Annotated in this window: 19 protein-coding genes and 1 pseudogene; 10 read left to right on the forward strand and 10 right to left on the reverse strand. The window is 64.0% G+C overall.

All coding sequences use genetic code 11. The features are described 5' to 3' along the window. Nucleotides 1-3 precede the first annotated feature (3 nt). The 3 genes from ASG84_RS03190 to ASG84_RS03200 are packed head-to-tail and all read right to left on the reverse strand — an operon-like array spanning nucleotide 4 to nucleotide 1,854. Entirely contained in the window at nucleotides 4-321 is a 318-nt protein-coding gene (locus ASG84_RS03190; protein WP_057475606.1) for a DUF3017 domain-containing protein, read from the reverse strand. A gap of 11 nt (nucleotides 322-332) precedes the next feature. Then, nucleotides 333-1,190, reverse strand: a complete 858-nt coding sequence (locus ASG84_RS03195; RefSeq protein WP_057475607.1) for a bifunctional methylenetetrahydrofolate dehydrogenase/methenyltetrahydrofolate cyclohydrolase — start codon at nucleotides 1,188-1,190, stop codon at nucleotides 333-335. 55 nt (nucleotides 1,191-1,245) lie between these two features. Next, a complete protein-coding gene (locus tag ASG84_RS03200) occupies nucleotides 1,246-1,854 on the reverse strand; it encodes a pentapeptide repeat-containing protein (RefSeq protein WP_057475608.1) in 609 nt (202 codons plus the stop codon). Between the two features lie 33 nt (nucleotides 1,855-1,887). Here ASG84_RS03200 and ASG84_RS03205 point away from each other — a divergent pair, with 33 nt between their 5' ends. The 6 genes and pseudogenes from ASG84_RS03205 (at nucleotide 1,888) to ASG84_RS03225 (ending at nucleotide 7,989) form a co-directional block, all read left to right on the forward strand. Next, the gene (locus ASG84_RS03205; protein WP_200936495.1) at nucleotides 1,888-2,352 is read left to right on the forward strand and encodes a tRNA (cytidine(34)-2'-O)-methyltransferase; all 465 of its coding nucleotides are present in this window, start codon (nucleotides 1,888-1,890) and stop codon (nucleotides 2,350-2,352) included. 593 nt (nucleotides 2,353-2,945) lie between these two features. Continuing rightward, nucleotides 2,946-3,500, forward strand: a complete 555-nt coding sequence (locus ASG84_RS03210; protein ID WP_200936491.1) for a DUF6764 family protein — start codon at nucleotides 2,946-2,948, stop codon at nucleotides 3,498-3,500. Between the two features lie 1,008 nt (nucleotides 3,501-4,508). Further along, a partial coding sequence (locus ASG84_RS28685) for a DUF222 domain-containing protein (protein ID WP_442970905.1) occupies nucleotides 4,509-4,732 on the forward strand: 224 nt, incomplete at its 3' end. A gap of 1 nt (nucleotide 4,733) precedes the next feature. Then, nucleotides 4,734-5,222: pseudogene (locus ASG84_RS28690) on the forward strand (DUF222 domain-containing protein); the annotation flags it as partial. Further along, nucleotides 5,171-6,880, forward strand: a complete 1,710-nt coding sequence (locus ASG84_RS03220) for an HNH endonuclease signature motif containing protein (protein WP_156399364.1) — start codon at nucleotides 5,171-5,173, stop codon at nucleotides 6,878-6,880. The pseudogene ASG84_RS28690 and the gene ASG84_RS03220, both read left to right, overlap by 52 nt. A 164-nt stretch (nucleotides 6,881-7,044) precedes the next feature. Continuing rightward, on the forward strand, nucleotides 7,045-7,989 hold the full coding sequence (locus tag ASG84_RS03225) for a HAMP domain-containing protein (protein ID WP_057475612.1): 945 nt from the start codon (nucleotides 7,045-7,047) through the stop codon (nucleotides 7,987-7,989). A 31-nt stretch (nucleotides 7,990-8,020) separates the two neighbouring features. On the opposite strand, the gene ASG84_RS03230 is transcribed toward ASG84_RS03225, so the two are convergent. Together ASG84_RS03230 and ASG84_RS03235 are read right to left on the reverse strand one after the other, a co-directional pair. After that, nucleotides 8,021-8,950 (reverse strand): SDR family oxidoreductase, encoded by a 930-nt coding sequence (locus ASG84_RS03230; RefSeq protein ID WP_057475613.1) that lies wholly within the window; start codon nucleotides 8,948-8,950, stop codon nucleotides 8,021-8,023. A 132-nt stretch (nucleotides 8,951-9,082) separates the two neighbouring features. Then, a complete protein-coding gene (locus tag ASG84_RS03235) occupies nucleotides 9,083-9,922 on the reverse strand; it encodes a helix-turn-helix transcriptional regulator (RefSeq protein ID WP_057475614.1) in 840 nt (279 codons plus the stop codon). A 73-nt stretch (nucleotides 9,923-9,995) separates the two neighbouring features. Between ASG84_RS03235 and ASG84_RS03240 the strand changes: the two genes are divergently transcribed. After that, nucleotides 9,996-10,721, forward strand: coding sequence for an SDR family NAD(P)-dependent oxidoreductase (locus ASG84_RS03240; RefSeq protein WP_057475789.1), 726 nt, complete (start codon nucleotides 9,996-9,998; stop codon nucleotides 10,719-10,721). Between the two features lie 15 nt (nucleotides 10,722-10,736). Here ASG84_RS03240 and ASG84_RS03245 read toward each other — a convergent pair whose 3' ends face one another. Beyond that, nucleotides 10,737-11,237 (reverse strand): metallophosphoesterase family protein, encoded by a 501-nt coding sequence (locus ASG84_RS03245; protein ID WP_057475790.1) that lies wholly within the window; start codon nucleotides 11,235-11,237, stop codon nucleotides 10,737-10,739. 33 nt (nucleotides 11,238-11,270) lie between these two features. After that, nucleotides 11,271-14,546 carry an error-prone DNA polymerase gene (locus ASG84_RS03250; protein ID WP_057475615.1) on the reverse strand — a complete coding sequence of 1,092 codons (3,276 nt, stop codon included), beginning with the start codon at nucleotides 14,544-14,546 and terminating at the stop codon, nucleotides 11,271-11,273. A gap of 159 nt (nucleotides 14,547-14,705) precedes the next feature. On the opposite strand from ASG84_RS03250, the gene ASG84_RS03255 reads away from it, so the two are divergent. Next, nucleotides 14,706-16,835, forward strand: a complete 2,130-nt coding sequence (locus ASG84_RS03255) for an MMPL family transporter (RefSeq protein ID WP_057475616.1) — start codon at nucleotides 14,706-14,708, stop codon at nucleotides 16,833-16,835. Between the two features lie 34 nt (nucleotides 16,836-16,869). Continuing rightward, the gene (locus ASG84_RS03260; protein WP_057475617.1) at nucleotides 16,870-18,870 is read left to right on the forward strand and encodes an SDR family oxidoreductase; all 2,001 of its coding nucleotides are present in this window, start codon (nucleotides 16,870-16,872) and stop codon (nucleotides 18,868-18,870) included. A gap of 9 nt (nucleotides 18,871-18,879) precedes the next feature. Here the strand turns inward: ASG84_RS03260 and ASG84_RS03265 are convergent, their stop codons facing one another. Further along, a complete protein-coding gene (locus ASG84_RS03265) occupies nucleotides 18,880-19,644 on the reverse strand; it encodes a class I SAM-dependent methyltransferase (RefSeq protein ID WP_057475791.1) in 765 nt (254 codons plus the stop codon). Between the two features lie 55 nt (nucleotides 19,645-19,699). Between ASG84_RS03265 and ASG84_RS03270 the strand changes: the two genes are divergently transcribed. Continuing rightward, nucleotides 19,700-20,674, forward strand: a complete 975-nt coding sequence (locus ASG84_RS03270) for an ArsR/SmtB family transcription factor (RefSeq protein ID WP_162248307.1) — start codon at nucleotides 19,700-19,702, stop codon at nucleotides 20,672-20,674. 16 nt (nucleotides 20,675-20,690) lie between these two features. Here ASG84_RS03270 and ASG84_RS03275 read toward each other — a convergent pair whose 3' ends face one another. Both ASG84_RS03275 and ASG84_RS03280 read right to left on the reverse strand, forming a co-directional pair. Continuing rightward, nucleotides 20,691-21,200 carry a hypothetical protein gene (locus ASG84_RS03275; RefSeq protein ID WP_057475619.1) on the reverse strand — a complete coding sequence of 170 codons (510 nt, stop codon included), beginning with the start codon at nucleotides 21,198-21,200 and terminating at the stop codon, nucleotides 20,691-20,693. A gap of 11 nt (nucleotides 21,201-21,211) precedes the next feature. Further along, nucleotides 21,212-21,970 (reverse strand): alpha/beta fold hydrolase, encoded by a 759-nt coding sequence (locus tag ASG84_RS03280; RefSeq protein WP_057475620.1) that lies wholly within the window; start codon nucleotides 21,968-21,970, stop codon nucleotides 21,212-21,214. Nucleotides 21,971-21,990: the final 20 nt, after the last annotated feature.

Here is a 21,990-nt window from a genome sequence, read left to right on the forward strand (position 1 = left end):
GAATCAGTCGGTTCCGAGCGGATCGATCGACAGCGACAAGAACACGATCGCTCCGCCGACGCAACCCAACGCGAGCACGTCGAATGCACGACTGCGCACGCTCAGGGTTCCTACCCGAGATTCGGGCAAGCACAGTCGTAGCACCGCGGCCAGTAGCGCCGCACATCCGAAGATGAACGCGCCGCGCCGCCAGCGATCCGCCAACACCAGAACAAGCGCCGCCAGCACGACGACCGACACCGCGACGATCGGCAGGTTGCGGGCTACGGCTGCACGAAATCCCTGGTCGGATTCAGCTCGTGCATCCTCGGCGGCGTTCATGCTCGGATCGCTCAGCTCTCGGCTGCGGTGCGCTCGGCGCGCTCGACGACGTTGGTGAGCAAGAACGCTCGAGTGAGAGGTCCGACGCCGCCGGGGTTGGGCGAGAGGAAACCTGCTACCTCGGCAACACCGTCGGCAACGTCCCCGCGCAATCCGTCCTCGGTGCGGGTCACGCCGACATCGAGCACGGCGGCACCGGGCTTGACCATGTCTGCGGTGATCAGTCCCGGAACCCCAGCGGCAGCAACGATGATGTCGGCACGGGAGACTTCAGCGGCAAGATCGCGAGTCCCGGTGTGGCACAACGTGACCGTGGCGTTCTCCGAACGTCTCGTGAGCAACAGACCGATGGGGCGACCGACAGTGACGCCGCGGCCGATGACCACGGCGTGCGCGCCGTCGAGTGCCACGTCGTAGCGACGCAACAGGTGCACGATGCCACGGGGCGTGCACGGCAGCGCAGCGTCTTTACCGAGCACCAAACGGCCCAGGTTGATCGGATGGAGGCCGTCTGCATCCTTGTCCGGGTCGATCCGTTCCAGAGCAGCATTCTCGTCGAGATGTTTCGGCAACGGCAGCTGCACGATGTATCCGGTGCAGTCGGGGTTGGCGTTGAGTTCGTCGATCACTGCTTCGAGATCCGCCTGGGTGATGTCCGCGGGCAGATCACGACGAATCGAGGTGATCCCGACCTTCGCGCAGTCGTTGTGCTTGCCCCTGACGTACGCGGCAGAACCCGGGTCGTCTCCCACCAAGACAGTGGCCAGCCCTGGGGTGATGCCCTGCTCCCGCAGCGCTGCCACGCGGGCGGTGAGATCGACGAATATCTCGTCACGGGTCGCTTTGCCATCGAGGATCGTTGCAGTCACCCGGCCATTGTTCCAGGCTCGGGGTCACCCGTGCCGCGCCGGTCCGAAGACCGCGTCAGCCTTCCACGACGAGACCGTGCGCTCCCGCGTATGCCACGGCCTGCATCAGCTCGATCTTGGTACCCCGGACGCTCGCGCTCACCCACAGGGACGGATCGGCGACGGCTCCGCGTAGGTCGGCCTCGTCGAACTTGGCGTCGACGGTACGGGCCCCGGAAAAATCGACCGACCGCACCGTTGCTTTCCGAAAATCTGCAGACACCAGATTTGCCTCCCGCATCCGGCACCCCGTGAGGTCGAGACCGCGCAGGTCGACGTTGCCCAACGCCGCCAGAGTGAAATCGACCTCGTCATAGGTCGCGGGCCGCATCCGGCTGTCCACGAACACCGAACCCATCATGGTCGAGTGGCGAAATGTACTGTGCTGCAGATTTGTCCGAGTGAAGGTGCACGAGCGAAAAGCAGAATTCGTGTGGATCGATTCGGTCAGGTCGGTGCCGGTGAAATCGCATTCGGTGAACACGACCGAGTCGGTTCGAACTCCGCTCATGTCGGCATCACGAAAGGTGCACCGGACGAACTGCCTGCCGTTCCACTCCTGCCCATCCAGTCGAGAGTCGGAAAAATCTTCACCGATGATCTGCTCGTCGTCCACCTGCCCCATACTTCCTCGGTTCGTGGTGGCAGAGTGAAGCGGGTGTTTCGACTGATGTTCTTCGAGCCCCGAATCCCCCAGAACACCGGCAACGCAATTCGCCTGGTCGCCGGCACCGGATGCGAACTGCACCTGGTGGGTCCGCTCGGTTTCGACATGTCCGAGCCGAAGCTCAAACGGGCCGGCTTGGACTACCACGATCTGGCGTCCGTCACCGTGCACCGAGACTTGCCGTCGGCTTGGTCGGCCTTGGCACCGACGCGAGTGTTCGCCTACACCGCCCACGCCACACGCTCCTACTCCGACGTCGCGTACGAGCCCGGCGATGTTCTCCTCTTCGGTCCGGAACCCACAGGACTCCCCGACGAGGTCCTCGACGACCCACACGTGAGCGACCGCCTTCGCATACCGATGATCCCCGGCCGTCGATCACTCAACCTCGCCAACGCAGCGGCGGTGACGATGTACGAGGCATGGCGGCAACACGGGTACGAGGGCAGCGTCTGACGGGCTCGGGTCGAAGCCCCGGCGTGCCTTTCATGGCATCTGCAGCACAGCGGACCGATTCACCACGCAACTGGCTTCGGCCGGGCCGCCCCGTTCTGTTACGCGAAATCAATTGTGAGCGTCGACAAATGGCCGGACACTTCTGCTGTGACACCGAACCGCGACGGCTCCCCTCAGAGCTCGATATCGTCGATCCTGCCTCTATGGGATCGGCGGTGTTCGACGTGCCCGCGCCCAGTGCCGGTCGACAGCTGTCGGTAACGATTTCCTGGCGATGGACGGGCGTCGGTGCACACGCCCGGGCAGCGCTCCAAGCCCAGCCCGACACGACGGACAGGACTGATCCGAATATCGAAATAGCAAGTAAGAGAATTGGATTCGACTTATTCACCGCTGGCCGGAACACTGCCTTCGGCGCTCGATCGGCGGTGCAAACAGCTTTGGCCAGGGTCCGGAAACCTCACTTCCGCGACGATTCATTCCCGGATGCCAGCGGCACCGTTATACAAACCTCGGCAGCATGCTGCCGTGAAGGACTCGAGCGGGGTACGGTGTGCCGCATCGACCCGTTTCGTTCGTGAAGGAGCTTTCTGTTGTTCTCTGTTTCCCAGCCCCGCCGTTCTTCTTCCTACTCCTCCACCACGCGATCGTCGAGTCGGTTCGGTAACCGAATTGCCCGTACCGCAGCAATATTCGCTCTCGGTTCAGGAATGACCGCCGCAGCGCTGATGGGCACCGCCACCGCGTCGGCCGCCCCAGTCAACTGCGTGTCTCCGCCCTCGGCCAACGACATCCAGGTCGACCGCACCGCGAGTTGCGGTGCCACTTCGGAGGGCACCGGCCGGGCCACCGCCGGTGCCGCTGACAGCGGTACCGCGGTCAGCGTCAACGACGGTCCCGGATCGACGGCCACATTTGCCAACGGATTCGGCGTCGCACTCGGAGCGAGCAAGAACGCGGGTACGGCCTACGCCTTCGCACTGGGTGGAGGCATCGCACACTCGTGGGCCGACGCCGGCCAGACCACTCTCGCCGTCGCCGGGTGGGGCTCCGGTGCCACCTCCGAGGGCCGGGGTGTCGATTGCGTCGGACCGCTCTCTCTGGCGCTGAATCTTTCCAGCGGTCAGTTCTGCGTCCTCGGTAGCTGATCTTCGGGGACTCGATCCCCGGTCGTCGAACGGAGCCGGTTACCCGAAGCCAAGGCTTGAGGTGATCGGCTCCGCCGACGCATGCTGACAACACAGTCGCAGCGAACTCAGAGACTGTGGAAGACGCACCGTGTGCGGTATGAGCGGCCACCGCGTCGAGGTTTCGACGTTCCAGCAGAGTGACGACGATCGTGCCCTCGATCATGTTCCTCGAGTCGGCAATGCGTCCTCGAAGTGGCGAATTAAGTCGAGTAGGGCCCATTTCTCTGCACGCTTATGGGCGGCAATGGGCTCGCACCCGACCGGGACCACCTTTCGACCGTGGAAATGCACCCCGCCGATCGACGATGGTCGTGGTCGATCTCTGGGAACTGCGATGAAACCCGCGCCTCCTGCGGAGACTCCCCGATGGGCCTCTCGACTCCCTCGAACTCGGGCGACGTACGGACAACATCTCGCCGGCGTTGCAGCCGCCAGGTTTCGCCGTAAGTCGTCGACGCTCGAGTACTTCTCGAAGACGCCGAGAGCTCCGACCGCCTCACCGAACTCGGCGACGGGTTGGGTCCGGCATTGGAAGCGGCGTAGCACAGGTCAACGGTGGAACGAGCGAGGCGACACCGTCGGTCATCCCCCTGAACAGGGCGAATCAACTCCTCGTTGGCTTTATCCGTTTCTGTCGGTGCTCCGGGTTACTGTTCATCTTGTTCGAACATGCGTTCTTGTTTTGGGTCACCGGGGGGTGAATGGGGATGGCTGTACCTATCGTGTCGTTGGTGGCGTTGACCGCCGCTGCGCAGGCAGAAAACCAGCATGCGTTCCGCAAGATTGCCGCCTGCTACGACGTTCATCGGACCTGGATCANTCGTGTCGTTGGTGGCGTTGACCGCCGCTGCGCAGGCAGAAAACCAGCATGCGTTCCGCAAGATTGCCGCCTGCTACGACGTTCATCGGACCTGGATCAACCACGACATCAAGTTCAAGCATTACAGCCGGTACGGGCGCACCGAGATGGCGGCCGCGTTGGGCTGCTCGGCGACGGTTGCCGAATCGTACATTTCGGTCGGTGTTGCCCTGCACACGCGACTGCCCCTGGTACGGACAGCATTCGAGGCCGGGGAGATCGATCTTCCGCGCGTGCGGACGGTGTGCCGGATCCTCGACAATCTCTCCGACGAGATCGTGCGCATGGTCGAGGACGAGATCGTCGAAGCCGCCCGCCGCACTCCGCCCGGNGATCAACGTAGTTCTGAACGAATACTTGAAGGGCGACTCGCTCGGGAGATCGATCTTCCGCGCGTGCGGACGGTGTGCCGGATCCTCGACAATCTCTCCGACGAGATCGTGCGCATGGTCGAGGACGAGATCGTCGAAGCCGCCCGCCGCACTCCGCCCGGTCCACTCGAGACGGAGATCTGGGACATCCTGCTACGCGTCGCCCCCGAGGAAGCGGCAGCACTACGCGAGTTCGCGAAACGATTCAGGCACATCTCGTACAACCCGGCCGGTGAGTTGGCGCGGATCCGAGCAGAATTGACCGCCCCCGAGGCCGCGGCGGCGTGGCAGCTGCTCGAGGAGATGGCCGACACCCTCTGCCCGAAAGATCCCCGCGGTAAACAGGACCGGTTGTGTGATGCGTTCATGGCGAGGATGCACGGTGAACCCCGCCTGGCATGCCTGTGCCAACGCGAGGACTGCCCGAACCCGATCGCCGGGTGCCGTTGACGATGATCACCGTCGACATCGCCACCCTCATCGGACTACTCGCCAACCCGGCATACCTGGCCGGTCACGGTTCGATCGACCCGGATCTCGCGCGGGAGTTGGCGCGCAACAGTCAATGGCAGATCCTGCTCACCGAGGCGGTCACTCTCGCGGAGAAGCTCGGACTGGCGGTGCAGAACCCGGAGACCGGGGAATGGGAACGACGCAGCGGCGGCGAGAAAGCAGGGACGGCAACGGGATCCGATGCGGGATCCGCTGCGGGAACGGTGACGGATGAGGACACAGACACGCAAGCAGACACCGACGTGAACGCAGACGCAGACTCGGCAGATGCTGCTGATGATGTGGAAGGCGGGTCAGCGACGGATTCGGAGGCGAAGGCTGGTCCCTCGACCTCACCGACTTCGGCCAGTGCACCCGCATCTGAACGTGCGCCGGAAAACACTCCGGCACCAGAGACGCCGGCAGACGAGATGGGCGAGACTGGCGGGCCTGAGGAGAACGAGAAGACCGGCGAGGTCGACGAGACTGCCGGGTCCGAGGAGGACGACGAGTCCACACCCGTACCTGCGACCGACCCGTCGGCAACTCCCGAAACTGATGCCGCCGAGCCTGTCCGGAAGAACGCAGCAACACGTGCAGGGACACCGGTGACCGACCCGCAGGCGGACGCACCGTCCTCCACCGACCCCGAGGCAGCTACTCCCTCGGAAACCGCGCCAGCTTCAGGACTGTCTCCGGAACAGGCATCGCAGGCACCTGATATCGCATCGGACTGTGCGCAATCACGTTCGTCTGCAACACCATCCGGCCCCGCAGCCTCCGGCCAGAGACCAGCTGGCCTGGCACCACAAACAGGCCCGGCACCACCAACAGGCCCGGCATCAGGAACAGACCCGGTACCCGCAGCCGCAGCCGCCAGCGACGACCGGCACCCGCATCGACCGGGATCACTGGCCTCCGCTGCAGCGCTGTTCTGTACCCACACCCCCGTCGGCAAGGGCACACGGCACAGCTCTGCCCTCGTCCTGCCCACCGCGAGTCGGCGCAACAACCCGGCCAGCCACACCACAGGCCACACGCCCGCAGCCCGCACACCCTCAGGTATTTACCTCGGCAACGCCTCCCTCGCCGCTGCTCTCGAAGCAGCGATCGCCGCCGACCCCACCCTCGGCAAGACCGTCGCCCGCGATCCACTCACCGACCGAGCCCTCATCTACCGACCCGACGCCCTCACCACCGCCGCCGTCCGACTACGCGACCGACACTGCCGATTCCCCGGCTGCCAAAGACCAGCAGACCGCTGCCAACTCGACCACATCACCCCGTTCGACCATGCCAACCCCCTCGGCGGCGGCTGGACCACCGTCAACAACCTCCAATGTCTCTGCGAGTTCCACCACACCGTCAAAACCGCCGGCTACTGGAGCGCCGTCATGCTCCCGGGCGGCGCGATCCTCTGGCGATCCACCTCCAAGACCACCCGAATCACACTGCCCGCCAATGGCACAGCCGTCCCCATCCTCGACAACGACCTGAGACCCCACATCCCCACCAAACCCAGACGATCCGGCATCATCGCCTACCGCCAGCAACCGGACAACCACGAGCAGGAATCAGAACCAACGATCGAAGACACCGAAGACCCGCCATTCTGATCAGTGACCCTCTGGAACGGCATCAGATCCAGCTTCCGGTGCTCGGCAGTATCGGGAGCGGAGGGAAGGGCCGAACACGAACGAATGTCGACCTTGGCCGCACACCGGGTGGATCTGCGCGGCCTGCGAAATCGTCATCATCCGTCGACCTGCATACTCGAGAGATGAGCTACTCACGTGCAACCGCTCGCCCGAGGGCGCTGTCGTTGCACGGCCGGATACGAGTGCTGACGATGAGTGTGGCGGCGCTCGCCGTAGCGGTGAGTGCTCTGGCGATCTATCTCGTCGCGGAACAGGCCCTTCGTTCGCAGGTCATCGACCGCGTCGGGCGAAACAGCGACGCCCTGATGGCCAGTGCAGCGTCGGGCGCTTCGCCCTACCTGTTCGGTTTTGCGACCGAAGATTCCACAGCGAAAGTCGCACTGGTCGCGACCGGCGGAGAATTGATGACCTCCTCGAACGGTGCCGATCCCTTCATGAACTCCGATGGCGTTCTGGATGCCCCCGAGAAGTCGGTCGTAGACGGCAGCGCGGATCGGTCGTTGCGCGAAGTACGTGGCTATTACATATCCGCCCAGCGCACGGCCTCCGGGGAAACCATCATGGTGGCCGAATCGCTCAGTGGAGCATCACGCCTCCTTGCCAAACTCACTCTGGCTCTCGTCCTCGTCGGAGGATTCCTCGTCGCGCTTGCCGGCGTCGCCGGTACCGCGGTTGCCCGCACCGGCCTCAGACCCGTCACCCGCCTCCGCGCAGGCACCGAACGCGTTGCGAGGACCGGCGACTTCGAACCCATCGACGTCAACGGAGACGACGAACTCGCATCGCTCGCCAACAGCTTCAACGAGATGTTGGCGTCCCTGTCTCGGTCGCGGTCAAGGCAGGGACGGCTGATCGTCGACGCCGGTGCCGGTCTCATGGAGCCCCTGACAGCGCTGCGCACGAACATCGACCTGCTGATGTCTCTCGACAGGCCCGACGCACCTAACATGCCCGAAGAAGAGCAAGATCGCTTACGGGTCGAGGTCATTGCCCAGATGGACGTGATCATCGGGTTGGTGCACGATCTCGTCGACCACGCCCGGGAACCCGCTCCGACACCGCACTGACGATGGTGCGACCCAGCCGACATCGATCGCTTCAGGACGTCAATCGCACTCCGGTCAGCTGTTCGGACGCTTCCCACAGTCGTCGCGCGTCGTCCATGTTGCGCAGAGGCTTCCAGAACCCGACCTCGGCCGGCGGCCCGCCGATCAGCCGGGTAGGACCGACGAATTGATCACCGCGAGAGGCTGTACCTGCCGCCGCGATCACACCCGGTTGCGCGGCGCTGTCCACTGTTCCCGCAATGCCGACGCGGGCTAGTACACCGATGAGCCGTCGTCCCGCGGAGTCTTTCGGGCGCCCCAGACCCGGTTGCGCCGCAAGTAGATTGGTCGGTGAAATTCCCGGATGGGCAATGTTGCTGGTGATTCCCCATCCACCGGCCCTGCTGCGTGAGTCGAGTTCCCGGGCGAACAAGGCCACCGCGAGCTTCGACTGGCTGTATGCCTTCATGACAGCGTAGGACCGCTCCCAGTTCAGGTCGTCCCAGTTGATGGTCCCCGATCGTGCGGCGATGCTCGTCTGATGAGTGACTCGCGCACCACCGGCCCGAAGAAGCGGCAGCAGAGCGAGGGTGAGTGCAAAATGACCGAGATGGTTGGTTCCGAACTGCAGCTCGAATCCGTCCTGAGTCACTTGACGCTCGGGTGGCTGCATGACTCCCGCATTGTTGACGAGCACGTCGATAGGCCGGCCGTCGGCGACGAGTTCGCTCGACAACGCTGCAACCGAATCCAGTGACGACAGGTCCAATTCGCGGGTGCTTACCTGTGCGCCGGGTACCGCAGCCCGGATGGACTCGGCTGCGCGCTTCCCTTTGGCGGCAGAGCGCACCGGCATGACGACCTCCGCTCCGGCGCGCGCGAGTTGCGTCGCGATGACCGTGCCGATCCCGTCGCTGGCTCCCGTAACGACGGCGCGCTTCCCGTTGAGGTCGGGGATGGATAGATCTGCGATGCGGCCCATTTCAAGCTCCTCGGGTGGTGGAGATCGTTCTGCGTGAACGTGCAGGTCCCATGTTCGACGGCGGTGTCGGGCTTATCCAGGACTTCTCGATCCACTGATACGACCGACACCGTGTACGACCGATACCGTGGATCAGGTCAGGACCTGGGTTCCCACCACCGCGAGCAGTTCCAGTTTGGCGTAGCTCTCGCTACCGGGGACCGCCGTGTACACCAGAAGACGATGCGCCTGCTCCGGATCGAGAAGGGTCTGGCAATTCAAGTGCAGCATGCCTACCGTCGGGTGTAGGAAGCGTTTGGTCTCGGGTGGGCGCACCCCCACTTCACGCTTCTCCCACAGGGTTCGGAATTCCTCGCTGACCTCCTGCAGCTCGGCCGACAGTCGGGCTGCGGTCGACTCAGGTCCGCGAAGTGTGACGATCTCACGCAGCCCCGACGCGTACACCCTGGACAGCGCCTCCCGCTCTTCTGGTGGGTACGTCTGTCGGACAGCTCGGTCGGTGAACCAGCGATATCCCAGACTCCGGTTCGGCCCGGTTCGCAACGACGCATCCCCGGTCAATGCAGCGCCCAGCGGCGACTGGCGCAGAGTTTCACCGAGCTCGGACACGATCTCGGCGGGGGTGTCGTTCAGTCGGTCCAAGATCCGCAGCAATCCGGGGCTGATGTGGTCGCTCGACGCTCCGCGTGCTGGAGGAGCGTGCCCGGCGAGGCGGAACACGTGATCACGCTCGTCCAGCGACAGATGCAAACCCTGCGCGATCGACGCAATCATCTGCTCCGACGGAGCAGGACCGGACCCACGTTCGAGCCGGGCGTAGTAGTCGGTGGACATGTGGCAGAGTTCGGCGACCTCCTCGCGCCGAAGGCCCCGCGTTCGCCGGCGCTGCCCACGCGGAAGGCCGGTGTCCTCGGGCTGCAACGACTCACGACGCTGCCGTAGAAAAGCGGCCAGCTCCGGCCGATCGATCACCGCAGCCTCCTTCCGTCGAATGCGATCGCTGCTGCTGCAATTGTGCCCTCTCCGCGGTGGCTATTGTCGAACGATGAGCGCTCCCTTGACCATCGTCACCGGTGGCAGCCGCGGCATCGGTGCTGCGATATCCCGACGACTGGTCGCAGACGGGCACCATGTGGTGATCGGTTACCGCTCCGGTGCCGCCGCCGCGGAAGCGTTGGCCACGGAATTGTCGGCATCCGGGCGAACGGTGATCGCCGTGCGCGCCGACACCACCGACGAGCAAGCGGTGATCGATCTGTTCACAGCGGCCGCAGAGATCGGCTCGGTCACCGGTGTGGTGAACAACGCCGGTTCGGCACGCGCCGTCGGGATGCTGGCGGACAACGACATCGAGACCATCAGAGCAGACCTCGACGTCAATCTGGTCGGCGTCCTCACCTGCTGCAAATATGCGATCGCAGCGATGGCCGAATCGGGCGGAGCAATCGTCAACATCTCCTCCGCTGCCGCCACCCTCGGTAGCCCCGGAATGTACGTGCACTACGCGGCCGCCAAGGCTGCGGTCGATACACTGACCATCGGTCTGTCCAAAGAGGTTGCTGCGCAGAATATTCGCGTCAACGCCGTTGCACCGGGCGTCATCGAGACCGACTTCCACCGAGATCGGCAGCGGCCGCAGAAGATGGCGTCGAGCATCCCGCTCGGCCGCCCCGGTGTGCCGGACGAGATCGCGGGTGCGGTGTCGTGGTTGCTCTCCGACGATGCGCGGTACGCCACCGGAACCGTCATCAGGGTGGCCGGCGGTATGTGAACGCCTCGGCTGCCACTAACGAGGTGCGATGCGGTGCAGTTCGACTTCGTCGAGCTCTCCGTTCTCGGCGACAGCCGTCATGTATGTGCAGAACGGTTGTCGACGCCGGTCCGTCGGAGATCCTGGGTTGAGCAGCCGTAAACCGTTGTCCGCGAATGTGTCCCATGGTATGTGGCTGTGCCCGAACACAAGAACGTCCGTCTCCGGGTATGCCGCCGCCATGCGTCGTTCACGGCCCGTCGCGGCACCGGTCTCGTGCACAACTGTGACGCGAACCCCGCCGAGCGAGACGTCGGCGCGTTCGGGCATCAGAGCCCGTAAGTCGTCGCCGTCGTTGTTTCCCCAGCACGCGACCAGACGACGTGCCCGCTGTGACAGCGCTTCGAACGATGCAAGGTCCACCCAATCACCCGCATGAATCACGACATCTGCGTCGTCGACGGCCGCCCACACCTCGTCGGGCAGGTCGCGAGCACGCTTGGGGAGATGAGTGTCGGCAATCAGCAGCAGCTTCACCACTCGATTGTGCACGCGAGCGGTGTGGCCCGGTCAGCGAAAGTCCCTCGACCTGGATGCCACTCGCAGATCCATCAGTTGCAGATGGTCTGCCACCACGGTCACCGCGCCCTCTGCGTTCTGTACCTTGCCGCGAATCAGCAACGCCGGGGCGGTGATCGCCAGCTTGCGGTACTTGGCCCACAATCCGACCGAGCACACCACGTTGACCATGCCGGTCTCGTCCTCGAGGTTGATGAACGTGACACCTCCCGCCGTGGCCGGCCGCTGGCGATGCGTCACCGCACCGCCGACGAGGACTCTGTCTCCGTCCGGGATCTGCAGCAACCGATTCGCGGGAACCACCCCGAGAGATTCGAGCCGATCTCGAAAGAACTGGGTGGGATAGGAATTGGGCGAGACCCCGGTTGCCCAGACATCGGCCGACGCCAGATCGAGGTCCGTCATACCCGGTAGCGCAGGCGCTTTCGTCGACGCACCGATGCCGGGGAGCAGGCCTGGGCGCTCCCCCGCCGCCGCGCCGGCAGCCCACAATGCCTCTCGACGCGTGATTCCAAAACACCCCAGGGCGCCGGACGTGGCGAGGGATTCCGCCTGCGCAACCGACAGTTCGACGCGACCCGTCAGATCCAGAAACGAGGAGTACGGCCCCTGTGAGTCTCGCGCATCGACGATCTTCTGAGCCAGTGCGGTACCGATGAACTTCACATCGGCCAACCCCATGCGAATCTCGAGGCCGTCTCCCTCGAGATTCGCATGGCCGAGACTGGCGTTCACGTCGGCACCGTGCACCAGCACCCCGTGCCGCCTGGCATCGGCGACCAAAGATTGAGGTGAGTAGAAGCCCATCGGCTGGGCACGCAACAAGCCTGCGCAGAAAGCCGCCGGATGATGCAACTTGAACCACGACGAATAGAAGACCAACGAGGCGAAGCTCTGCGAATGACTCTCGGGGAAGCCGAAATTGGCGAATGCCGACAGCTTTTCGTAGATGCGGTCGGCTGCCTCACCGGTGATTCCGTGCAGATCGCGCATCCCGTCGTAGAATCGCCCGCGCAGCAGCTCCATCTTCTCCGGTGATCGCTTCGATCCCATGGCGCGACGCAATTGGTCGGCGTCGGCGGCACTGAAACCGGCGACATCGATGGCCATCTGCATCAGCTGTTCCTGGAACAGTGGTACGCCGAGAGTTCGATCGAGCGCCTTCTTGAGCGACGGGTGCTCGAAGATCACCGGCTCGAGTCCGTTGCGACGCTTGATGTACGGATGCACCGAACCACCCTGAATCGGACCGGGACGAATCAGGGCGACCTCGACCACCAGATCGTAGAAGTTACGCGGCTTGAGCCGCGGCAGAGTAGCCATCTGCGCACGTGACTCGACCTGGAACACGCCCACCGAATCGGCTCGTTGAAGCATCTCGTACACCTCGGGCTCGGACAGGTCGATCGAGGCGAGGTCGATGTCGATGCCCTTGTGCTCGGCGATCAGGTCCATCATGTAGTGCAGCGCCGACAGCATGCCGAGCCCGAGCATGTCGAACTTCACCAAACCCACTGCGGCACAATCGTCCTTGTCCCACTGCAGCACACTGCGATTCTCCATCGTCGCCCACTCCACCGGGCAGACGTCTGCGATCGGCCGATCGCAGATCACCATGCCGCCGGAGTGAATGCCGAGGTGCCGCGGGAACCCCTCGATCTGCCGCGCGAGTTGGAGGACGGACTCGGGAATACCGTCACCTTCCTGATCACCGATTCCGGACCAGCGGGTGATCTGCTTGCTCCACGCGTCCTGTTGCCCCTGCGAGAAGCCGAGCGCACGGGCCATGTCTCGTACCGAGGACTTGCCGCGGTAGGTGATGACGTTCGCCACCTGAGCGGCATGGGTGCGGCCGTACTTGGCGTAGACGTGCTGGATCGCCTCCTCGCGGCGATCCGATTCGATGTCGATGTCGATGTCGGGTGGTCCGTCGCGTTCGGGTGCGAGGAACCTCTCGAACAGCAGCTTGTTGGCCACCGGATCGACGTTGGTGATACCGATGGCATAGCAGACAGCGGAGTTCGCCGCCGAACCTCTTCCCTGACAGAGGATGTCGTGTGTCTTGCAGAAATCGACGATGTCGTGGACCACCAGGAAATAACCGGGGAACTCGAGCCGCTCGATGATGTCGAGCTCGTATTCGAGCTGGGAGTACGCCGCCGGATTCGCCGATTGCGGGCCATAGCGTCGGGCCGCGCCCTCGAACGTGAGTCGCCGCAGATAACTGATCTCGGTGTATCCGTCGGGCACCTCGAACGGCGGCAGGCGCGGCGCGATCAGTTTCAGATCGAACGAGCACTCACGACCGAGTTCGACGGCACCGCGCACCGCGCCCGGATAGTGCGCGAACAATTCGGCCATCTCCGCCCCGGACCGAAGATGTGCGCCGCCTGTCGGTGCCATCCAACCGGCGGCTTCGTCCAAGCTGCTGCGTGCACGTACCGCGGCCATCGCCATGGCCAACCTTCTACTGCGCGGACTCGCGTAGTGCGCGGCCGTGGTCGCGATCATCGGAAGGCTGTATTTACGAGCCAGAGTCGCGAGCGCATCGTTGCGCTCGTCGTCGTCCGCAATTCCGTGCCGGGTGAGTTCGACGGTCACGCGGTCGGGACCGAAGCGGTCGACGAGAGTGCGCAGCGCGGCCTCGGCTGCCTCCGGACCACCGCGCGCGAGTGCCTGCCGAACATGACCCTTCCGACAACCGGTGAGAATCTGCCAGTGACCGCCCGCAGCGTCGGTGAGCTCGTCGATGTCGTACTGCGGCTTGCCCTTCACCCCGCCGGCGAGGTGCGCGGCCGCGATCCGACGCGAGAGCCGTCGATACCCCTCTTGCCCGCGGGCGAGCACCAGTAGATGAGTGCCGTCGGGGTCGGTCGCTCCGGCCCTCGATCGATCGCTGTCGAGTGATAGTTCGGCACCGAACACGGTTCCGATGCCGAGGGCTCTGGCCGCCTCGGCGAAGCGAACGACTCCATAGAAACCGTCGTGATCGGTGATGGCGATGGATTCGAGGCCCAGGCGTACCGCTTCTTCGACCATCTCCTCCGGCTGCGAGGCACCGTCGAGAAAGCTGAACGCCGAGTGCGCATGCAATTCTGCATACGGCGTCACCGACAGTGCGGGCTTGTCGATGGTGCGGTCGTAGACGTCCCGCTTTCGCGACCACGCCGGGCTGTCGCCGCCGTCGCCCTGGGCCGCAGGCTTGGGACGTCCGGACAGGACACGCTCCATCTCCGACCACGTGGGTGGTCCGTCGTTCCATCCCATCGAGCCCTCCCTCACTGCATCGCCACTGCCGTTTGCCGATATCAACCGTTTGCCGATATCACTGCATCGAACACTTGTTCTAATGAGAGCACGAGGGTCCGACACGATCAACTACAGTCGAGTCGCCACAGACCCCTTCCACAGAGCCGGAGCACCGTCGTGACCCGTTGGGCCTCGTTCGTCGTATCGCACAAACGATGGGTGCTGGCAGTCGTCGTTGCCGTCGTCGCTGTCGGCGGGGTGTTGGGGCTGAGCGTCTTCTCGAAACTGAGCGAGGGCGGCTATGCCGACGCCGGCAGTGAGTCCTCGGAGGTGGCACGCCTGGTCCAGGGCATCGGTCAGCCGACGCCGGACATCGTGGCGATCTACACCGCACCCGACGGCGAGACGATCGACGACATCGGACCCCGAGTACAGGCGACGCTCGACGAGTTCACCGGTCGATACACCCTCGGCAACGTGAATTCGTACTGGACCGCAGACCCGGTCAGCAAAGAATTCCTGGTCTCGAAGGACCGAACGAAGGCACTGGTGACGGTGTCCCTCGGTGCCAACTCGGGCGTCACGTTCAATACCTTCGGCGAACTTCCGCCCCAGCTCGAAGTACCCGGCGTCGAGTCGCAGTTCGCCGGAGCCTCCGTGGTCGGAGTGTCGCTCAGTGAGACACTCGAAAGCGACCTCGTCCGCTCGGAGCTCATCGCAGTCCCCATCACACTGCTGCTGCTGATCTTCATCTTCGGCGGCGTGATCGCCGCGGCGGTTCCGGTGTTCGTCGGCATCCTGAGCGTGCTCAGCTCCCTGGCGATCCTGCGCGTCCTCACCGAGTTCACCGAAGTCAGCTCGTTCTCGATCAACGTCGCGTCGCTGTTGGGACTGGGGCTGGCCATCGACTACGGACTGTTCATCGTCAGCCGGTTCCGCGAAGAACTACGCAGTGGGTCGACGCCGATCGACGCGACCGTCCGCACCGTCGCCACTGCCGGCAAGACCGTCGTCTTCTCAGGACTGCTGTTGGTCTGTGCGTTCGCCGGCATGCTCGTCTTCCCCCAGGCGGTGATCCGATCCCTCGGATTCGGCGCCATGGCCGCGGTGGCGAGCGCCGCGGCCCTGTCACTGACCGTCGTTCCGGCATTGCTCGCAATTCTCGGCACCCACATCAATTCCTGGACCTGGTCGCGTACTGCGTCCGATCGCAGCGATGCACGCGCACACAAGTTCTGGGGTGGTGTCGTCACCCGTGTGATGAAGCATCCAGGAATCGTCGCAGCCGTCATCGTCGCTGGGTTGCTGATCATCGCCACCCCGATCCTCAAGGTCTCGCTCGGCGAGGTCGACTACACGGCGTTGCCGAAAGACAACCCTGCGCGCATGGCGTTCGAGACACTCGGCACCGACTTCGAGTCGACCGGTGACGGTGCCACCGTTGTTCTTCGTGGCCTGGACGGCGTGAAGCCTCAGGGCGCACCCATTGCAGCTCTGACCTCGGCTGTGGAATCCACGCCCGGTATCGCCCGCGCCGAATTCATCGGCTCCAAAGACGATTTCGTGACCCTCGAGGCGGCCTACAGCGAACCGACCGGCCGACTGACCGAGGCCGAATCACAATCCGACGCAGTGTCTGCACTGCGCTCGATCACCCCTCCTGACGGTACCGAGATCCTCGTCGGCGGCGGACGCGCCAACATCGACGACGGAAACGCGGCCATCGCGAAGTGGCTACCGGTGATGATCTCGATCATGGTCGTCTCGACGCTGGTACTGCTGTTCCTCGCATTCGGCTCGATCGTGTTGCCGATCAAGGCTGTACTGATGGCAGGCCTGAGCTTGGGCGCAACCTTCGGTGCCCTGACGTGGGTGTTCCAGGAAGGTCACGGGGCAGGACTGATCGGCGTCACCCCAGGACCACTCGAATCGACGTTCGTGGTCCTCATCCTCGCAGTCATCTTCGGCTTGTCGACCGACTACGAAGTGTTCCTGATGTCTCGCATGGTCGAAGCTCGCGCGGCGGGTGCGAGCACCGAAGAAGCCGTTGTCTTCGGCGCTCAGCGCACCGGACGTATCGTCACCGCAGCAGCGCTGATTCTGATCGTGGTCACCGGGGCGTTCACCATCTCGGGTCTGTCGATCATGAAGTTTCTCGGCTTCGGCGTCATTCTCGCCCTGATCATCGACGCCACCATCATCCGTATGCTGCTGGTTCCGTCCTTGGTCAAGCTCATGGGTGAGGCCAATTGGTGGGCTCCGGCATGGATGAAGAAAGTGCACGACAAGGCCGGTATCGGCCACTAGCCCAGGAACTTACTTCGGAGTAAGGTCGGCTCGCATGGCGAACTACATCGTGACCGGCGGTACCGGGTTTCTCGGGAAGAACGTCCTACCCCGACTGCTGGAGCGTGATGCGAACGCTGTGATCCACGTGCTGGTGCGCCCGACCTCGGTGGCTCGCCTCGAGCGACACGCGCAGCACCTCGACGGCGGCGATCGGATTCGTCCGTTGATCGGTGATCTCACCGAGCCCGAGCTCGGACTCTCCGACGTGCCGTCCGACATCGACCACATCCTCCATCTCGGTGCCGTCTACGACCTGACCGCAGGCGACGAGCAGACACCGACCAATGTCGCCGGAACCGCCTCGGTCATCGGTCTGGCCGAGAAGACCGGCGCTCGGCTGCACCACATCTCGTCGATCGCCGTTGCCGGAGACTACCGAGGGACGTTCTCCGAGAACGATTTCGACCTCGGCCAGAGATTTCCGACGGCCTATCATCGCACCAAGTTCGAGTCCGAGAAATTGGTCCGCGACAGCACCGTGGACTGGCGGGTCTACCGGCCTGCCGCGATCATCGGACACTCGGAGACCGGAGCCATCGACAAGATCGACGGGCCGTACTACTTCTTTCCGTTCTTTGCACAACTGGCCAAGCTACCCTCCGTGCTACCGATCACGGTGCCGAAGATGGGCAATACCAACCTGGTACCGGTCGACTACGTCGCCGACGCCATCGTCGAGCTCGTGCACCGAGACACGGCTTCCCACAGTGTTTTTCATTTGGTGAACCCGAGTCCGCAGTCCATGGCCGAGGTGTACTCCGCATTCTCGACGGCGGCCGGATCCCGAGCGAAAGTTCTCGACGTTCCCGGAGCATTGGTTGCCCCGGTCGTCTCCCCCAAGTCCCGAGCGGTACGAAAGCAACGCAACGCCGCCCTCCGCGATCTCGGCGTCCCACCGGTCATGCTCGATCACCTGACACTGCCCACCGTGTTCGAGTCGGCAGCGACCCAGAAAGCGTTGCACGGCAGCTCGATCACTTCGCCCCCACTGCGGACCTACGCGGATCGAGTATGGACGTACTGGCAGAAGAACTTCGATCCTCAGCGGAACCGCCGGGACGACCCGCGGGGACCACTGTTCGGTCGTCACATCATCATCACCGGCGGGTCGTCCGGCATCGGCCGAGCCAGTGCCGAGGCTGCGGCACGCAAGGGTGCTGTGGTCATTCTTCTGGCCCGCGGACAAGATCAGCTCGACGAAGTGGTCGAGCATATTCGCGAATCGGGCGGCACCGCCTACGGTTACCCGTGCGACGTGACCGACACCGAATCGGTGGACCACACCGTGAAAACCGTTCTGAGCGAACACGGTCACGTCGACATGCTGGTGAACAGCGCCGGCCGATCCATCCGCCGCTCGCTCTATAGGTCCACAGACCGGTTGCACGATTACGAGCGCACCATGGCCGTCAACTACTTCGGAGCGATTCGATTGGTGCTGGCGCTGCTACCGCACCTGCGCGAACGCCAGTTCGGACATGTAGTCAACATCTCCAGTGCCGCAGTACTGGGACACCCTCCGCGCTTCTCGGCCTATGTGGCGAGCAAGGCCGCACTCGATGGCTTCACCGATGTTGCTGCCGCAGAAACACTCTCGGACGGAATCACTTACACCACCATCCACATGCCCCTGGTGGACACCCCGATGATCACCCCGACAGGCGACAAGAACGTCGGCCCCGTGTTCTCACCCGAGAAGGCCGCTGCGATGGTGATCCGCGCACTGAGCGACAAGCCCAAACGCATCGATACACCGTTGGGAACACTGGGACAGTACGGAGCCATCTTCAGCCCCAAGGGCAAAGATCGCACGATGCATCAGCATTACCGAAAATTTGCCGAATCCGCTGCTGCCAAGGGCGAAGTGCCGATACCCGTCGAGGACGGGAAGGTACCTTACCGAGTCCGCCCCTACGATCCGAAGACACCGACAGCACGCATCGGCAAGGTCATCCGGCGCGTCGGCAGATTGGTCCCCGGCACCAGTTGGTGAGGAGTGGCGTCATGGGGCCACGGCGGTCCACAGAGTCCAGCGATCGCGTTCGATCACCTCACCGGATGCCAGGCGACCACGCAGATGCTGGACCAACTGCGCGAGTTCGACGTCGGAGAGTTCGTGCAGGATGGAGCGCCCGGTTCTGCCGGCTATCTCCGTCAGATACTGCTCACGATCGGTGTAGCGTCGACGAGTTTCCCAGAGTGGTTGCGTGGCAACGTCGGTGAATCCTGGCCGAGAGAGCGCGGCCGATACATCGTCGACGTCGTGTCGGCGGCGATCCTCGACCCGCGACAACCGCGGAAACGCATCGAAGAAGTAACCACGCGGATTCGTGCGCGATCCTGCCAGTGTCGCGTCCTTGCCCGTCCTGTCCTGGACGATCGCGATACCACCCGGCCTCAGCAGCCGGAACATCTCTGTTGCCAGGGCGGATGCGTCGGGCAGGTGATGGACGAGAGCACGAGCGAACACGATGTCTGCCAGGCCGTCGGGTAGGCCGGTGCGCTCAGCCGGTGCACACTCGAACGCAATGTCCGAGGGCGACGATCGGCGAGCGGACTCCAGGATCGGTTTACTCGAATCGATAGCTGTGACGTGCGCTCCCAGTGCGTGCCATGCCCGCGCATAAGTGCCCCCGCCACATCCGAGATCGACGACGTACGCACCGACCGGATCGACGATATCGGTGATCGCGGCAACCCAGGAAGGGTCGGCCTCACGACCGGAATAGGTGTCGGCATTGGCTGGATCTCCGAAGTCGATGGGCATGTGGATCAGTACACCGAGCACGGCTGGCGATCGCCACCATTTAGTGTGGGACTACATGCTCGCACTTCATCTCCGAGCCGCCGACCTGGCGGATACCTCGTTGACCGTCTCGCCGCTGTTCGAGACGGTCCTGAGCCTGCGTGCCTGGACCTCGCCGAATCGCCACCGTCTGCACGAGCCGTGGCGTCGACGCGTCGCCACGGCATGGCAGCAGTGTGACACCGAGATGCTGACGGCGTTGGTCTCTCCCGACGGCAGAATCCCCGACTTTCTCGCTCCTCGTCCGCCCAACCAGGCCCCGGCCTTCGAAGACGAGATCGCCGTTGTCGGCGCAACACCGGCACTGGAGTTGCGACGCGATATTGCCGCCGCCTTCTCCGGAGACGTTCCTGCGGTCCTCATCGGTCCGGCCCGAGCGGTGCGCACCCGTACAGTCCAGGCACTCTCGCACTACTGGGCCACGTGCCTCGAACCCGACTGGGCCCGGATCCGAGCGGTACTGGACGGTGATGTGGACTACCGAGCACAACAGCTCTCGCACTTCGGGGCACGAAAGATGTTCGAGCACCTCGATTCCCGAGTTCGATGGGACGACGGCGTGCTGTGGGTCGACCGGCTCGAGGACCAGGTGTGGGTCGACGTCGACGGACGTGGACTTCCACTGATTCCGTCGGTGTTCGTGCACGGCGCGATCACTCAGACGAGCCTCACGCGGGCTCCCTCCCTGGTGTATCCGGCCCGCGGGCGTGGCGCAGTGTGGGACGGCGCACTGTGGAACCTGGCACGGACAGCTCCGAACCGAGCACTGACCAATCTTCTCGGTACCCAACGTGCAACGATTCTCACGGTGCTCGACGCGCCCACCACCACCGGGGAACTCGCTGTTGCACTGGGCGTCTCACCCAGCGCGGCGAGCCAGCATCTTCGCGTTCTGCGCGAAGCCGCGGCGGTGCGACGCGTCCGGCAGGGACGATCGGTGCTGTACGTACGCACAGCCCTCGGGGACGAGTTGGTCGGACGGCAGGGGTAGAGCCGACACACGAGGTTCAGCGAAACAGAGCCTGTGCCCACACTCGCAGAAATCCCTGACTCAGGTACCCCAGTGAGCCGATCGCCAGTAGCCACTTGACGGTACTGACCACGGTGGTGGCGCGAACGACGGTGTCGGTGATCTGTTCTCGGTTGTCCACCAGGATCAGACCGACGATGTTCTCGATGTAGTCACCGGCGGCCGAGGCCACGGGCGCGACGGCCAATGCCGTTGTCGCCGCGGGACTCAGCGGCGTCTTCGCCGCCAGGCTGCGTGCGCCGGCCCTGAGCGCGATGGCGTAGATCGCCGGATGCACGAAGTCGGGGAAATAGTGGCTACGGAATCTGGCGATCTCGGTCTCGTCCATGCTCGTCAGGTTCTGCCGGTAGCGCTGGGCGGACCACGCCGTCTGCACGGCAAGCACATTCGGGGCAGTGGGTCCGAGCAACCGAGCAATGATGGCCTGCGACACGACGAACAGTGCCGACCAACCCAGCATCCGACGATCCAGCACACCGAGAGTCATATCAGTAGACCCTAGTGCGCGAGGAACGGAAGAACTGTGGCCTCGAACGCCGAGTAACCGTCGCGATGGATGCTGTGCCCGGTGCGGAACGCCTCGACGCGGCAGGTCGAGATCTCGGCGACCATCGCGTCGAGCCGAACCGGATCGACCATGCCGCCGGGACCTCCGCGAAGCACCAATGTCGGAGCGGTGATGTCGGCCAACGACTCCCACCACTGCGGATTCGGCCGACGGAACTGTTCGAGAGCAGTGGCAGTCATCGACCGATCGAACGCGAGTACCGCACGAGGATGCAGAACAATGCTGGTCGCCGCATGCCAGAGCTCGGTGACCGATGGCATCTTGCCCGTCAGAGTCGGCGGGGCATCCCCCGGCCTGATCGGTATCGGAAGTTCTTCGAGTACCAGGCGGCGGACGAGTGACGGGCGACGCTGCGCGACGAGCGAGACCGCATATCCGCCGAGGGAATGCCCGACGAGATCGACTTCGGTGAGCCCGAGGTGGTCGATCAGAGCGAGGAGATCCCCACCGAACGAGTCGAACTCGTACGTGGAGGTGTGAGCGCTCTTGCCGTGACCGCGCAGATCGACGGTGATCACCCGGCGACCTAGAGCGGTCAGTGCTCGGGCGAAGCGATCCCAGGTTCCACTGTCCCCGCCCATGCCGTGCACCAACATCACCGGCGTCGCGCTCACGTGTTCCGGCGGGACGAACGAGCGATAGGCGATATCGACGCCACCGAGGTCGACCGTCTCCGACATCATCTGCATTCACTCGAATGTAGCGGTCT

Origin of the sequence: Rhodococcus sp. Leaf278, assembly GCF_001426085.1 — a bacterium.
GTDB lineage: Bacteria > Actinomycetota > Actinomycetes > Mycobacteriales > Mycobacteriaceae > Rhodococcoides.

Excerpts from the sequence above, each read along its gene's own strand:
- ASG84_RS03240 (WP_057475789.1), top strand. The coding sequence starts at position 9,996 with ATGAGCGCTCCCTTGACCATCGTCACCGGTGGCAGCCGCGGCATCGGT.
- ASG84_RS03230 (WP_057475613.1), bottom strand. The coding sequence starts at position 8,950 with ATGGGCCGCATCGCAGATCTATCCATCCCCGACCTCAACGGGAAGCGC.
- ASG84_RS03275 (WP_057475619.1), bottom strand. The coding sequence starts at position 21,200 with ATGACTCTCGGTGTGCTGGATCGTCGGATGCTGGGTTGGTCGGCACTG.
- ASG84_RS03220 (WP_156399364.1), top strand. The coding sequence starts at position 5,171 with ATGCCTGTGCCAACGCGAGGACTGCCCGAACCCGATCGCCGGGTGCCG.
- ASG84_RS03250 (WP_057475615.1), bottom strand. The coding sequence starts at position 14,546 with ATGGGATGGAACGACGGACCACCCACGTGGTCGGAGATGGAGCGTGTC.
- ASG84_RS03280 (WP_057475620.1), bottom strand. The coding sequence starts at position 21,970 with ATGCAGATGATGTCGGAGACGGTCGACCTCGGTGGCGTCGATATCGCC.
- ASG84_RS03190 (WP_057475606.1), bottom strand. The coding sequence starts at position 321 with ATGAACGCCGCCGAGGATGCACGAGCTGAATCCGACCAGGGATTTCGT.
- ASG84_RS03200 (WP_057475608.1), bottom strand. The coding sequence starts at position 1,854 with ATGGGGCAGGTGGACGACGAGCAGATCATCGGTGAAGATTTTTCCGAC.
- ASG84_RS03270 (WP_162248307.1), top strand. The coding sequence starts at position 19,700 with ATGCTCGCACTTCATCTCCGAGCCGCCGACCTGGCGGATACCTCGTTG.
- ASG84_RS03265 (WP_057475791.1), bottom strand. The coding sequence starts at position 19,644 with ATGCCCATCGACTTCGGAGATCCAGCCAATGCCGACACCTATTCCGGT.
- ASG84_RS03225 (WP_057475612.1), top strand. The coding sequence starts at position 7,045 with ATGAGCTACTCACGTGCAACCGCTCGCCCGAGGGCGCTGTCGTTGCAC.
- ASG84_RS03260 (WP_057475617.1), top strand. The coding sequence starts at position 16,870 with ATGGCGAACTACATCGTGACCGGCGGTACCGGGTTTCTCGGGAAGAAC.